Below are 12927 nucleotides of genomic sequence, written 5' to 3' on the forward strand. Positions count from 1 at the left end.
GCCGCCCCTGCACCTGTGGGAGCGGCCATGGCAGCCCATGCACCTGTATAGCAGCGGCCATGCCGCCCATGTACCTGTGGGAGCGGCCATGGCCGCGATCGCCGCCATGGCAGCGCGGACCACAGGCTAGAACGGCAGCGGCAGCCCCGGGTCGATCGCGAGCAGCTGCTCGCGGAACTCGCCGCGGATCCGATCCAGCGCCTCCTCGCTGTCGGCATCGAAGCGCAGCACCAGCACCGGCGTGGTGTTCGACGCGCGCACCAGGCCCCAGCCATCCGGGAAATCCACGCGCAGACCGTCGATGGTCGACGGACGCGCACCGCCTTCGAACTTCGCCTCCGCCACGAAGCGCTCGACGAAGGCATGCGGGTTGCCGCCGGGGGCATCCACCTTGATCTCCGGAGTGGCGATGCCGGCGGGCAGCGCGGCCAGCACCTCGCTGGGCGACTCCGTGCGCGAGGCCAGGATCTCGAGCAGGCGCGCGGCGGCGTAGATACCGTCGTCGAAGCCGTACCAGCGCTCGCCGAAGAAGAAGTGCCCGCTCATCTCGCCGGCAAGCTCGGCCTCGGTCTCGCGCATCTTGGCCTTGATCAGCGAGTGCCCGGTCTTCCACATCAGCGGGCTGCCACCGTGGCGCAGGATGTGGCCCTGCAGGCGGCCGGTGCACTTCACGTCGTACACGATCACCGCGCCCGGGTTGCGCTCCAGCACGTCGGCGGAAAACAGCATCAGCAGGCGGTCGGCGAAGATGTTCTCGCCGCTCCTGGTGACCACGCCCAGGCGATCGCCGTCGCCGTCGAAGGCGATGCCCAGGTCGGCGTCGAAGCGCTCCACCATGTTGATCAGGTCGACCAGGTTGTCCGGGTCGCTCGGGTCCGGATGGTGGTTGGGGAAGGTGCCGTCGATCTCGCAGAACAGGGGTTCGACCGTGGCGCCGATGGCTTCGAGCACGCGCGGCCCGATCTCGCCGGCGACGCCGTTGCCGGCATCGACCACCACCTTCAGCGCGCGGTCGATCTGGACGTCGGAGGCGATGCGCTCGACGTAGTCATCGGCGATGTCGCGTTCGGTGACGCCGCCGGGCGCAGGTGCCGTGTGCAGGCGGTCCTCGGCGATGCGCGCGTACAGGTCGGTGACCGCGTCGCCGGCCAGCGTCTCGCCGCCGACCACGATCTTGAAGCCGTTGTAGTCGGGCGGGTTGTGGCTGCCGGTGACCGACACGCAGCAGCCCGTGCGCAGATGGTAGGCGCCGAAATACACCACCGGCGTCGGCACCATGCCGATGTCGATGACGTCGCGGCCGGCCTTGCGCAGGCCGGCAGTGAGCCCGGCGACCATGTCGGGACCGGACAGGCGGCCGTCGCGGCCGATCACGATGTCCTTCAGCCCCTGCTCGTGCATCAGCGAGCCGATGGCGTGGCCGATCAGTTCGGCGACGCCGACGTCGAGCGTCTGGCCGACGATGCCGCGGATGTCGTAGGCGCGGAAGATGCCGGGGTCGATCGCCACCGCCGCCGGCGCCATGTCACGCACCAGCGCTGCCGGAACGGCACTGTCATCGGCCATCGGCCCCAGTTCGAGCGCCTGCTCGAGCGTGGGTGTGTCGCCCGCGTCTTCATCTTCCGGCCTGCCGAGCAGCGACGGCAGCCGTGCAAACAGGTACCCGAGCAGCAGCAGCACGGCGGCGACCACGAACGACGGCACCGCAGCCAGGCCGAACAGCGCCTGCGGGCGCGCCGGCAGGCCGGCGGCGACGCGGATCCCGCTGCCGGCGATCGGCACCGCCATGCGTTCCGCGGATTCGGCGTACCTGGCGTCGCCGCGCTCGGCGAGCGTGAAGCCGCCCTGGCGGAGCGCGAGATAGGTCGAGCCCGGCACGTCCACGGCGGCCAGGCTGGCACTGGCGCGGGCCAGCGGCAGGCGCACGTAGGCGACGGCAACCGGCGTGCCGTCCACCTCCGCAGGCGCGGCCAGGGCCAGCATCGGCGCGCCGCCGTCGCGCACCACCCACAGCACCGGCTTGCCCTCGGCGATCGCGGCTTCGCCGACGAGGATCCGCCCGTAGCCGGCATCGTCGATCGCCTCGTAGGCATCGGCCAGCGTGATGTCCTGGACCACGGCCTGGTCGAGGTTGGGCCAGTCGCGGCCCAGGGCCTCGCCCGCCGCGGCGAAGTCGCCGGCCGCCAGCGCGTCGCGCACCGGCGACGAAGCCAGGCGTTCTTCAAGGCGGTCGAGCTCGGTTTGCAGCGAGCGCGCGACCGCCTGCGCCACGGCGTCGCGGTTGACGGCAAGCGAGTCGCGGCGCGCCTGGTCCTGCATCTGCCGCCAGCCCGTCCACGCCAGCCACAGCGCCAGCACCACCACCAGCCCGGCCAGCAGCAGCAGCAAGGGCCGCGCCTGCATCACGGCCTGCCGTGCCTTGTTGGAAACCTTGAGATCCATGCCTGCGTCGCCCCCTTCAGCGCGTGCCCGTATGGCCAAATCCACCCGTGCCCCGCGCGCTCTGTTCAAAAGTATCCACCACCCGCAGCCCCGCGCGCACCACCGGCACCAGCACCAGCTGCGCGATGCGGTCGCCGGGCTGCACCACATAGGCCTCGCGCGAGCGATTCCAGAGGCTGACCATCAGCGGACCCTGGTAGTCGGCGTCGATCAGCCCGGTGCCGTTGCCCAGCACCAGGCCATGGCGATGGCCGAGGCCCGAGCGCGGCAGCACCATCGCGCACAGGCCGGGATCGCCGATATGGATGGCGATGCCGCTCGGCACCAGCGCGGTGTCGCCGCCCGCGAGTTCGAGCGGCGCGTCGATCGCGGCGCGCAGGTCCATTCCCGCGCTGCCTTCGGTGGCGTGCGCCGGCAGCGGCCAGTCGCCGCCGATGCGCGGGTCGAGGATCTTCAGGTCCAGCGTGTGCTGCATGGCGTGATGCGTCCTGGTAGGCGCCGTGGCGCGCGGAATGTGCGGGTCAGGCCAGGCGCGCGGCGACGAGGTCGAGCAGTGCGCAGGCGAGTTCGGTCTTGGGAGCCGGTCCGAGCACCTGCATGCCTTCGGAGCTGAAGACATGGAGGGTGTTGTCGTCGGACTCGAAGCCGCTGCCGACGATACCGACGCGGTTGGCGGCGAGCAGGTCGACGCGCTTGCGCTTCAGCTTGCCGCGGGCGTTGGCGTCAAGGTCGCCGGTCTCGGCCGCGAAACCGACAACCAGCCGCGGGCGCAGCGCGTGCGACGCGACGTCGGCAAGGATGTCGGCGGTGCGCACCAGTTCCAGCACCAGGCCGTCTTCACCGGGTTGCTTCTTGATCTTGCCTTGGGCGACCGCGGCGGGAGTGAAGTCGGCGACCGCGGCGGCACCGATGTAGATGTCGGCCGGCAAGGCGGCGACCACGGCCGCATGCATCTGCGCGGCGGAGCGCACATCGGCGCGCGCCACGCCCGTGGGGGTTGCCAGCGCGACCGGGCCGGCCACCAGCACCACCTCGGCGCCGCGCCGCGCTGCCGCGGCGGCGATCGCGAAGCCGGTCTTGCCGCTGCTGCGGTTGCCGATGAAGCGCACCGGGTCGACGTCTTCGAACGTCGGCCCCGCGCTGACTACCACGCGCAGGCCGGCGAGCGGGTCCCGACTCATGCCCTCGCGGCCGCCAGTCCGGCGACGATGTCGAGCGGCTCGGCCATGCGCCCGGGGCCGGACTCGCCCTCGGCCAGCGGACCGTCGACCGGATCCAGGACCAGCGCGCCGCGCTCGCGCAGCAGCGCCATGTTGGCCACCGTGGCCGGATGCAGCCACATGCGGTGGTTCATCGCCGGTGCCAGCGCCAGCGGCGCGGTGGTCGCCAGGCACAGGGTGGTGACGAGGTTGTCGGCAAGGCCGTGGGCAAGCTTGGCCAGCGTATTGGCCGTGGCCGGCGCCACCAGCACGCGCGTGGCCCAGCGCGCGAGCTCGATGTGGCCCATCGCGGCTTCGGCCGCCGGGTCCCACAGCGACGTGCGGACGGCCTCGCCGGACAGCGCCTGGAAGGTGGTGGCGCCGACGAAGTGCATCGCGCTTCCGGTCATCGCGACCCGCACCTGCGCGCCGGCGTCCTGCAGGCGGCGCACGAGGTCCGCGGACTTGTACGCGGCGATGCCGCCGCACACGCACAGCAGGATGCGCTCGCCTTCAAGCTGGCTGTCGACCTTGGCCATGCGCGTTCGGAGTGTCCTGACCCGGGAACGGTCGGACAGCTTACCCGAACGCCCGGGGCGGGCCGGCGGCGGCGCGGGGCCGTATCGCGTGCAATGGATCCACGTCGGCAGCCGGTGCAGGCCCCCCGCTTTGCCAGCCATGCGGCCCCACCCCTGTCGCGATGCACCGGCGGCCGACGACCACCCTCATGGAGCACGCCCATGCACATCCGCGATTGGCCCAGCGGCGAACGCCCGCGCGAGAAGCTCCTTGCACGCGGCGCCGCGGTGCTTTCGGACGCGGAGCTGCTGGCGCTGTTCCTCGGCTCCGGCGTACGCGGCCTGGACGCCGTCGCGACTGCGCGCAGGCTGCTTGCCGGGCACGGCCCACTGCGGCGCCTGCTGGACCTTCCAGGGCCGGAGCTGGTCAAGCTGCCCGGCCTGGGCCCCGCCAGCGCCTGCCAGCTGGCCGCCGCGCTGGAGCTTGCCAGCCGGCACATGGCCGCGGGGCTGGAGCGCGGCGAGGCGCTGACCGATCCGCATGCCGCCGGCCGCTACTTCGCCCAGCGCCTGCGCGGGTATCCGAGCGAGGTCTTCGCCGCCCTGTTCCTCGACACCCGGCACCGCGCGCTGGCCTTCGAAGAGCTGTTCCGCGGCACCGTGGACGGCGCCGAGGTCCATCCGCGCGAAGTGGTGCGGCGGGCACTCGGCCACAATGCGGCCGCGGTCATCGTCGGCCACAACCACCCCAGCGGCAGCAGCGAGCCCAGCGCCGCCGACCGCGCGGTTACCGCCCAGCTCAAGCAGGCCCTGCGCCTGGTCGACGTGCGCCTGCTGGATCATTTCGTGATCGGCGACGGCGCGCCGGTCTCGCTGGCCGCCCGGGGCTGGGTCTAGGCGGTTCAGCCGCAGGCCGGCCGGGGCGGGCCCCTCGCGTACAATGTGCGGCCGTACGTTCCCGCTGCGAATCCCAGTGAAATCCACGCTCAAGGCCCTGGTTGAACAGGGCATCGCCACCCTTCGCGACCAGGGCATCCTGCCCGCCGACCTGGCCACGCCCGACTTCGTCATCGAGCGGCCCAAGGACCGTGCGCACGGCGACTTCTCAAGCAACGCCGCGATGCTGCTGGCCAAGCCCGCGCGCAGCAATCCACGCGCGATCGCGCAGGCGCTGGCCGAGGCGATCCCTACCGGCGGCGACATCGCCGCGGTCGAGATCGCCGGCCCGGGCTTCCTGAACTTCCGGCTGTCCGCTGGCGCCTGGCAGGGCCAGCTGCGCGAGGTCCACGCGCAGGGCGTGGCCTACGGCCGCAATGCCAGCGGCGCAGGCCGCACGGCCGGGGTCGAATACGTCTCCGCCAACCCCACCGGCCCGCTGCACGTCGGCCACGGCCGCGCGGCGGTGATCGGCGACTGCATCGCGCGCGTGCTCGACGCCAACGGCTGGGACGTGAAGCGCGAGTACTACTACAACGATGCCGGGGTGCAGATCGAGAACCTTGCGCACTCGGTGCAGGCGCGCGCCAAGGGCATCCGCCCGGACGACGCCGGCTGGCCCGAGGCCGGCTACCGCGGCGACTACATCGCCGACGTCGCACGCGCGTTCCTGGACGGCGCCAGCGTCGAGGTCGAGGGCCAGGTGGTCAGCGGCAACGGTGACGCCGACGACTTCGACGCCATCCGCCGCTTCGCCGTGGCCTGGCTGCGCAAGGAGCAGCACGGCGACCTCGCCGCGTTCGGCGTCGACTTCGACGTGTATTTCCTGGAGTCGTCGCTGTATGCCGACGGCAAGGTCGAAGAGACCGTGGCCGCGCTGGTCGCCGCCGGCCACACCTACGAGGACGGCGGCGCGCTGTGGCTGCGCAGCACCACCTTCGGTGACGACAAGGACCGCGTGATGCGCAAGTCCGACGGCACCTATACCTATTTCGTGCCCGACGTCGCCTATCACCTCGGCAAGTGGCAGCGCGGCTATGAGCGCGCGATCACCGAGCTCGGCGCCGATCACCACGGCTCGCTGGCCCGGGTAAAGGCCGGCCTGCAGGCGCTCGATGCCGGCATCCCGCAGGGCTACCCGGAATACGTGCTGCACCAGATGGTCACGGTGATGCGCGGCGGCGAAGAGGTGAAGCTCTCCAAGCGTGCCGGCAGCTACCTGACGCTCCGCGACCTGATCGACGAGGCCGGCCGCGACGCGACGCGCTGGTTCCTCGTCGCGCGCAAGCCGGACTCGCAGCTGGTGTTCGACATCGACCTGGCGCGCAGCCAGTCGCTCGACAACCCGGTGTATTACGTGCAGCTCTCGCACGCGCGCATCTGCGGCCTGATGCGGCAGGTGGACGAGCGCGGCCTGGCCTTCGACCTCGACAACGGGCTGGCGCAGGCGCTGGACCTCGACAGCTCCGCCACGCTCGAGCTGGTCACTTCGATCAGCCGCTGGCCGGAACTCTTGGCCGCGGCCGGGCAGCTTCTGGAGCCGCACCTGGTGGCGCAGTACCTGCTTGAGCTGGCACAGGCCTTCCAGTCGTATTACAACGACCACCAGTTCCTGGTGGATGAAACCGATGTCCGCGACGGCCGCCTGGCGCTCGCGCTCGCGACCCGCCAGGTGCTGGCGAACGGACTCGACGTACTGGGCGTGCAAGCCCCGGAGGCGATGTAAGTGGCAGTCAAGCGCGGCAAGTCCCAGGCCCGTCGCAACAGCGGCAGCAGCGCGCCGCTGCCCGGCTGGGCGTGGATGATCATCGGCATCCTGCTGACGGTGGTCGTGGTGCTGGTGGCGCCGCGGCTGCTGAAGCCGGACGGCGAATCCAGCTTTTTCCGCCCGACCCCGAATCCGGACGCGCGCCCTGCCGTGGCCAGTCCCGAGGCCGGCGACAGCGTCGCCGACGATGCGCCCTCCGCGCGGCCGCGACCGGCCGCCGACGCCGCCGACGCCGCCGACGGGTCCGCCGCGCCCGAGACACGCTACGAGTTCTACGACCTGCTTCCCGGCCAGGAAGTGGCCATGACCGACGCCGAACTCGCCGCCAGCGCGCGCGCGGAACAGGCGCGCCAGGACGAATTGCTCGCCCGCGAACGGGCGGCCCGGCAGCAGCAGGAGCGCAGCACCGACGCCGCGGACCTTGCCGGCGCCGCCACGCCCGACCCGGCGCCATCGGCACCGAAGGCGCCGGTGGCCACGGCCACCCCGCCTGCCGCGGCGGCCGCCGACGGCGCCCGCTACATCCTCCAGGCCGGCTCCTTTGCCAGCAACAGCGACGCCGAGGCGCTCAAGGCGCGCATCGCGATGCTCGGGCTGGTGGCCCGCGTGGAGACCGCACAGATCGACGGCCGCGCGATGCACCGCGTGCGCATGGGCCCCTACGGGACCGCGTCGGAACTGGCCGAAGCCAAGCAGAAGCTCGGCAACGGCGGCCTTGAAGCCCTGGCGATCCGCGCCCGCTGAGCGTCTTCTGTTGGAGCGGCCAAGGCCGCTCCAACAGGGCGCCGGCGTAGAATCCCGGGCATGAAGACCCTGCTTGTCACCGGCGCCACCGCCGGCTTCGGCGCCGCGATCGCCGAGCGCTTCGTCTCCAATGGCTGGCGCGCGGTCGTCACCGGCCGTCGTCAGGCGCGCCTCGACGCCCTGGCCGAACGCCTCGGCCGCGACCGCGTGCACACCGCCTGCTTCGACATCCGCGACGCCGACGCCATGGCCGCCGCGATGGACGCGATCCCGGAAGGCTTTCGCGACGTCGACCTGCTGGTCAACAACGCCGGCCTCGCGCTCGGCACCGCGCCCGCGCAGGCCAGCGACCTGGCGCAGTGGCGGCAGATGATCGACACCAACGTCACCGCCCTGGTCGCCGTCACCCACCGGCTGCTGCCGACGCTCATCGAACGCCGCGGTGCCATCGTCAACATCGGTTCGATCGCGGGCGTGTATCCGTATCCGGGCGGCAACGTCTACGGCGCGACCAAGGCCTTCGTCGACCAGTTCTCGATGAACCTGCGCTCGGACCTGCACGGAACCGGCGTGCGCGTGAGCGTGCTGGAGCCGGGGCTGGCGGAGACCGAGTTCACCCTGGTGCGCACCGGCGGCGACCAGTCGGCATCGGATGCGCTGTACGCCGGCAGCGCGCCGATCACCGCCGCCGACATCGCCGAATCGACCTGGTGGATCGCCAACCTGCCGCCGCACCTCAACATCAACCGCCTGGAAGTGATGCCGGTGAGCCAGTCGCTGGCGGGGCTGCAGATCCACCGGGATCCGCACGCGTGAGTCCGCGCCGGCCCGGGCCGGAATGCGCGGGCCGCGGCGCGGGCGCCAGGGAGCGCAGGCCGTGAACGCGTGGCTGGCGATGCTCGCGATCGTCGCCATCGGCGCGGTGCTGCCGCTGCAGGGCCTGGTCAACGCGCGCCTGGCCACGGCGCTGCACGGGCCGGTGATGGCGGCCTTCGTTTCGTTCCTGGTCGGCAGCGTGGTGCTGGGCAGCTGGCTGCTGGCATCGCGCACGCCCTGGGCCGCGGTGCCCGATGCGCGCTTCCCGGCATGGATCTGGATCGGCGGCGTGCTCGGCGCGATCTACGTCGCGGTGTTCACCCTGCTGATCCCGCGCGTGGGCGCGGCGGCGGCGATCTGCCTGGCGGTATTCGGCCAGGTGGTGGCTTCGCTGCTGCTGGACCACTACGGCGTGCTGCAGGCGCAGCGGCCGGCGGACTGGACGCGGATCACCGGCGCCGTGCTGGTGCTGCTGGGCGTGGCGCTGGTGGCGGCGCCGTGGAAGGCGCCGCCGGCCTGATACCGCTTACTCGGTCGGCTTGCCGTCGTAGTGATCGGCTTCGTGCCGCGCTTCGGCGATCGCCGCGGTGGCGTGCACGGTGCCGTCGCGATGCTCGGGCGGGCCATACAGGGTGTAGAGCTTCAGCGGCGCATCGCCGGCGTTGATGACGTTGTGCTCGGCACCCGCGGGGACGATGGCGATGTCGTCATGCTCCAGCGTGTGGCTGACGCCGTCGATCAGAAGCGTCGCCTTGCCCTGCTCGACCCGGAAAAACTGGTCGATGTCGGGATGCACTTCCTTGCCGATCTCCTCGCCCGGTTGCAGCGACATCAGCACCAGCTGCAGGTGCGCGCCGGTGTAGAGCACGCGGCGGAAATCTGTATTTTCGAGGGTGCGGTCCTCGATGTTGTCGACATAGCCCTTCTTCACGCCTTGGCCTCCTTGGGGAAAACGGTGTCGGACAGGATCCGCGTCATTCCAGCGGGGTATCGTCCAGATAGGTATAGCCGGTCAGTCCGGCCTCAAGCGCGTCGCGCAGGCGTGCCGATTCGTCGGCCGGCAGTTTCGCGGCGGCGACCTTGGCGTCGTATTCCGCGCGAAGGTCGTCCAGAGCATAGCCCACGTAGTCGAGCATCACGTCGGTGGTGTCTCCGCGGCGCTGCCGGGCGATGGCATAGCCCTCGCCCTCGGCCTTGACCGCGATGACGTCGGTGTCGCCGAACAGGTTGTGGATGTCGCCCAGGATCTCCTGGTAGGCACCGACCAGGAAGAAGCCGAGGCGGTAGTTCTCGCCCGCGCGCAGCGGATGCAGCGGCATCGAGCTGTCCAGGTCCTCGTTCTGGACGTAGGTGTCGATCTTGCCGTCGGAGTCACAGGTCAGGTCGGCGATGGTGCCGCGGCGCGTGGGCGCCTCGTCCAGGCGCTCTATGGGCACGATCGGAAACACCTGGTCGATCGCCCAGACGTCGGGCATGGATTCGAATACGCTGAAGTTGACGAAATACTTGTCGACCAGGCGCTCGTTCAGTTCGTCGAGCAGCGGGCGGTGGCTCTTCTCGTCATAGGTCAGGCGCGCCCTGACCGCGTGCGCGATGGCGTAGAACAGGTCGTCGATGCGCGCGCGGTGCACCAGGTCGAGCTGGCCCAGCGCGTACAGGCTCAGGCCCTCGGCGTGGTGATGCTGGGCCTCGTGGAACAGCTCCACCGCCGGCCGCGATTCGAGCTCGGCGTGGATCTCGCGCAGGTGGCGGATCACCGCGGGCTCGTCGCCGTGCTCATCGGGCACGCGGCCTTCCGGCGCGGCTTCGACCTCGGACACGTTGGCCACCAGCACCGCGTGGTGCGCGGTCATCGCGCGCCCGCACTCGGTGACGATGCGCGGCTGGCGCAGGCCGGCTTCAGCGCAGGCATCGGCCAGCGGCTGGACGATGTTCGACGCGTACTGGGCCATGCCGTAGTTGACCGAGTTGTAGCTGCGCGAACGCGTGCCCTCGTAGTCGATGCCGAGGCCGCCGCCGACGTCGACGTAGTCGATGTCCGCGCCCAGCTGCGACAGCTCGACGAAGTAGCGCGTGGCCTCGCGCATGCCGCGCGCGATGTCGCGCACGTTGGAAATCTGCGAGCCCATATGGAAGTGCAGCAGCTTCAGCGCGCTGCCCATGCCGGCGTCGCGCAGCGACTTCCACAGGTCCAGCAGCTGCCGCGGGCTGAGACCGAACTTGGCCTTGTCGCCGCCGGAGTTCTGCCACTTGCCCGCGCCAAGCGTCGCCAGGCGCATGCGCACGCCAAGCACCGGCGCCACGCCCAGCGCCTTCGACTCTTCCATCACCAGCTTCAGCTCGGATGGCTTCTCGACCACGATGAAGACGTTCATGCCGAGCTTGCGGCCGATCAGCGCCAGGCGGATGTATTCGCGGTCCTTGTAGCCGTTGCAGACCACCAGCCCGCCGGGGCGCGACAGCGCCAGCACCGCCATCAGCTCGGGCTTGCTGCCGGCCTCCAGCCCGAAGCCGTCACCGGCATGCGACGCCAGGGTACCGGCCACGCCCCGGTGCTGGTTGACCTTGATCGGGTAGACCGCGGTGTAGCCGCCTTCGTAGTCCCAGTCCGCCTGTGCCTGCGCGAACGCCGCCTGCAGCGCGCCCAGGCGGTCGCCGAGCACGTCGGGGAAGCGCACCAGCATCGGCAGATTGGCGCCCTGCTCCAGCGCGCGGTCGACGACCTCGGGCAGCGCGATCGACGGCCCACCGGCGCCGCGCGGGCGGACCACGACGCGGCCGGCGTCGTCGACGTCGAAATAGCCCGAGGACCAGTGCGGAATCGAATAGGTCTTGCGGGCCTGGTCGATGGACCATGCGGTCATGTGCGCAATCCGGAGCCGTGGGGTGAGGCGCGCATTCTAGCCTTCGCACGCATCGGCGGCCGTGACCGGCATGGCCTCGCGCTGCATGCTGCGCGTGCGTCGCTGCCGGACGCCGCCGTCGGGCGTCAGCACCGAACGCCATCCGGGCCGCATGAACTGTGCACCGCGACCCGTCCGCTACAATCCGCGGCCTTCGATCCCGCTTCCGGACGCCCGCAATGACCGCCCCGACCTGGCTCTACGAGAACTTCGATCCCTCCGGCTCCGCCATCGGCTACCGGGTCACCCGCAAGCTGGACGAGGTGCAGTCGCCGTTCCAGAAGATCGAGATCTTCGAGTCGACCGACTGGGGCAACGTGATGCTCATCGACGGCGCGATGATGGTCACCACGCGCGACAACTTCCTCTACCACGAGATGATGACGCACCCGGCGCTGTTCACCCATCCCGACCCGAAGAACGTCGTGATCATCGGCGGCGGCGACTGCGGCACGCTGCGCGAGGTGCTGAAGCACCCGGGCGTTGCGCGCGCGGTGCAGTGCGACATCGACGAACAGGTCACGCGCATGGCGGAGAAGTATTTCCCCGAGCTGTGCGAATCCAACGGCGAACCGCGCGCCGAGGTGATGTTCGACGACGGCATCGCGTACATGGCGAACTGCGCGCCGGGCTCGCTCGACGTGGTGATCGTGGACTCGACCGACCCGGTCGGTCCGGCCGAAGGACTCTTCAACAAGAGCTTCTTCGAAAGCTGCTTCCGCGCGCTGAAGGACGACGGCATCCTGGTGCAGCAGTCGGAGTCGCCGCTGGTGCTGCTGGAGCTGATCCAGGCCATGCGCGCCGAGATGGGCAAGGCCGGCTTCGACAGCTTCCAGACCCTGCCCTTCCCGCAGCCCTGCTATCCCACCGGCTGGTGGAGCTGCACGCTGGCGCGCAAGGGCGGCCGCGGCTTCGATTTCCGCGAGGACGACGCGCGTGCGAAGGGGTTCGCGACGAAGTACTACAGTGCGGACATCCACAAGGCCGCGCAGGTGCTGCCTCCGTTCGTGGTCGAAGCCCTGGGCTGAGGCACGGCCACGCCGGATACCTGACCGCGCCGGATACCTGCGGGAGCAGCTATAGCTGCGATCAGCGCCCCCGGAAGATTGCAGCGCCGGAAACAGCGCTCGCAGCTGTAGCCGCTCCCACACAGGGCTGCCGCAAGGCTCTGCAGGGCCCTGCAGGGCTCCTGCGTGGTGTCTACAGGATGGGCTACAGCGCGTCCGCGTCCAGCTCGCCGGTGCGGATGCGCACCGCGCGCTCGAGGTTGTAGACAAAGACCTTGCCGTCGCCGATCTTGCCGGTCGAAGCGGCTTTCAGGATCGCCTCGGTGACCAGCTCCGCCTGGTCGTCGGTGACCGCGACCTCGAGCTTGATCTTGGGCAGGAAGTCGATCACGTACTCGGCGCCGCGATAGAGCTCGGTGTGGCCCTTCTGGCGGCCGAAACCCTTGACCTCGGTCACGGTGATGCCGGCCACGCCGGCCTCCGACAGCGCTTCGCGCACGTCGTCGAGCTTGAACGGCTTGATGATCGCCATGATCATCTTCATCACGCGGCCTCCGCTTGCAGGGCCCGCAGGATACCGCGGCCCGCGCGCTG

General features: G+C 70.7%; 11 protein-coding genes and 1 pseudogene. 6 read left to right on the forward strand and 6 right to left on the reverse strand.

Translation table 11 applies throughout. The features are described from left to right. Positions 1 to 126: 126 nt before the first annotated feature. From WCE37_RS12895 to coaBC, 3 genes and pseudogenes are all read right to left on the reverse strand, one after another. Positions 127 to 2442 (reverse strand): phosphomannomutase/phosphoglucomutase, encoded by a 2316-nt coding sequence (locus tag WCE37_RS12895; RefSeq protein ID WP_343279718.1) that lies wholly within the window; start codon positions 2440 to 2442, stop codon positions 127 to 129. Positions 2443 to 2458: 16 nt separating this feature from the next. Continuing rightward, positions 2459 to 2917: a dUTP diphosphatase gene (dut, locus tag WCE37_RS12900; protein WP_343254628.1), complete on the reverse strand. Its 459-nt coding sequence runs from the start codon at positions 2915 to 2917 to the stop codon at positions 2459 to 2461. A 46-nt stretch (positions 2918 to 2963) separates the two neighbouring features. Then, positions 2964 to 4180: pseudogene (gene coaBC, locus WCE37_RS12905) on the reverse strand (bifunctional phosphopantothenoylcysteine decarboxylase/phosphopantothenate--cysteine ligase CoaBC). 201 nt (positions 4181 to 4381) lie between these two features. On the opposite strand from coaBC, the gene radC reads away from it, so the two are divergent. The 5 genes from radC to WCE37_RS12930 all read left to right on the forward strand — a co-directional run bounded on the left by radC (position 4382) and on the right by WCE37_RS12930 (position 8943). After that, on the forward strand, positions 4382 to 5056 hold the full coding sequence (radC, locus tag WCE37_RS12910; protein ID WP_343254629.1) for a DNA repair protein RadC: 675 nt from the start codon (positions 4382 to 4384) through the stop codon (positions 5054 to 5056). Positions 5057 to 5132: 76 nt separating this feature from the next. Further along, positions 5133 to 6821, forward strand: coding sequence for an arginine--tRNA ligase (argS, locus tag WCE37_RS12915; RefSeq protein WP_343279719.1), 1689 nt, complete (start codon positions 5133 to 5135; stop codon positions 6819 to 6821). Next, a complete protein-coding gene (locus WCE37_RS12920) occupies positions 6822 to 7607 on the forward strand; it encodes an SPOR domain-containing protein (RefSeq protein WP_343279720.1) in 786 nt (261 codons plus the stop codon). It begins immediately after the preceding gene. A gap of 60 nt (positions 7608 to 7667) precedes the next feature. Further along, complete coding sequence (locus WCE37_RS12925) at positions 7668 to 8423, forward strand: SDR family NAD(P)-dependent oxidoreductase (RefSeq protein ID WP_343254632.1); 756 nt, start codon at positions 7668 to 7670, stop codon at positions 8421 to 8423. Between the two features lie 61 nt (positions 8424 to 8484). Continuing rightward, the gene (locus tag WCE37_RS12930; RefSeq protein WP_343279721.1) at positions 8485 to 8943 is read left to right on the forward strand and encodes a DMT family transporter; all 459 of its coding nucleotides are present in this window, start codon (positions 8485 to 8487) and stop codon (positions 8941 to 8943) included. Between the two features lie 6 nt (positions 8944 to 8949). On the opposite strand, the gene WCE37_RS12935 is transcribed toward WCE37_RS12930, so the two are convergent. Both WCE37_RS12935 and speA read right to left on the reverse strand, forming a co-directional pair. Then, positions 8950 to 9354: a cupin domain-containing protein gene (locus tag WCE37_RS12935; RefSeq protein ID WP_343254634.1), complete on the reverse strand. Its 405-nt coding sequence runs from the start codon at positions 9352 to 9354 to the stop codon at positions 8950 to 8952. A 43-nt stretch (positions 9355 to 9397) separates the two neighbouring features. After that, positions 9398 to 11287: an arginine decarboxylase gene (speA, locus tag WCE37_RS12940; RefSeq protein WP_343254635.1), complete on the reverse strand. Its 1890-nt coding sequence runs from the start codon at positions 11285 to 11287 to the stop codon at positions 9398 to 9400. Positions 11288 to 11505: 218 nt separating this feature from the next. Between speA and speE the strand changes: the two genes are divergently transcribed. Beyond that, entirely contained in the window at positions 11506 to 12354 is an 849-nt protein-coding gene (gene speE / locus WCE37_RS12945) for a polyamine aminopropyltransferase (RefSeq protein WP_343279722.1), read from the forward strand. A 184-nt stretch (positions 12355 to 12538) separates the two neighbouring features. Here the strand turns inward: speE and WCE37_RS12950 are convergent, their stop codons facing one another. Next, positions 12539 to 12877 (reverse strand): P-II family nitrogen regulator, encoded by a 339-nt coding sequence (locus WCE37_RS12950; RefSeq protein WP_343254637.1) that lies wholly within the window; start codon positions 12875 to 12877, stop codon positions 12539 to 12541. Between the last annotated feature and the right edge of the window lie 50 nt (positions 12878 to 12927).

This window comes from Luteimonas sp. MJ250 (assembly GCF_039548455.1).
Classification (GTDB): Bacteria; Pseudomonadota; Gammaproteobacteria; order Xanthomonadales; family Xanthomonadaceae; genus Luteimonas.

Bases quoted from the DNA above. Each gene is read 5' to 3' on its own strand.
- WCE37_RS12895 (WP_343279718.1), bottom strand. From the start codon at position 2,442: ATGGATCTCAAGGTTTCCAACAAGGCACGGCAGGCCGTGATGCAGGCG.
- dut (WP_343254628.1), bottom strand. From the start codon at position 2,917: ATGCAGCACACGCTGGACCTGAAGATCCTCGACCCGCGCATCGGCGGC.
- radC (WP_343254629.1), top strand. From the start codon at position 4,382: ATGCACATCCGCGATTGGCCCAGCGGCGAACGCCCGCGCGAGAAGCTC.
- WCE37_RS12925 (WP_343254632.1), top strand. From the start codon at position 7,668: ATGAAGACCCTGCTTGTCACCGGCGCCACCGCCGGCTTCGGCGCCGCG.
- speA (WP_343254635.1), bottom strand. From the start codon at position 11,287: ATGACCGCATGGTCCATCGACCAGGCCCGCAAGACCTATTCGATTCCG.
- speE (WP_343279722.1), top strand. From the start codon at position 11,506: ATGACCGCCCCGACCTGGCTCTACGAGAACTTCGATCCCTCCGGCTCC.
- WCE37_RS12950 (WP_343254637.1), bottom strand. From the start codon at position 12,877: ATGAAGATGATCATGGCGATCATCAAGCCGTTCAAGCTCGACGACGTG.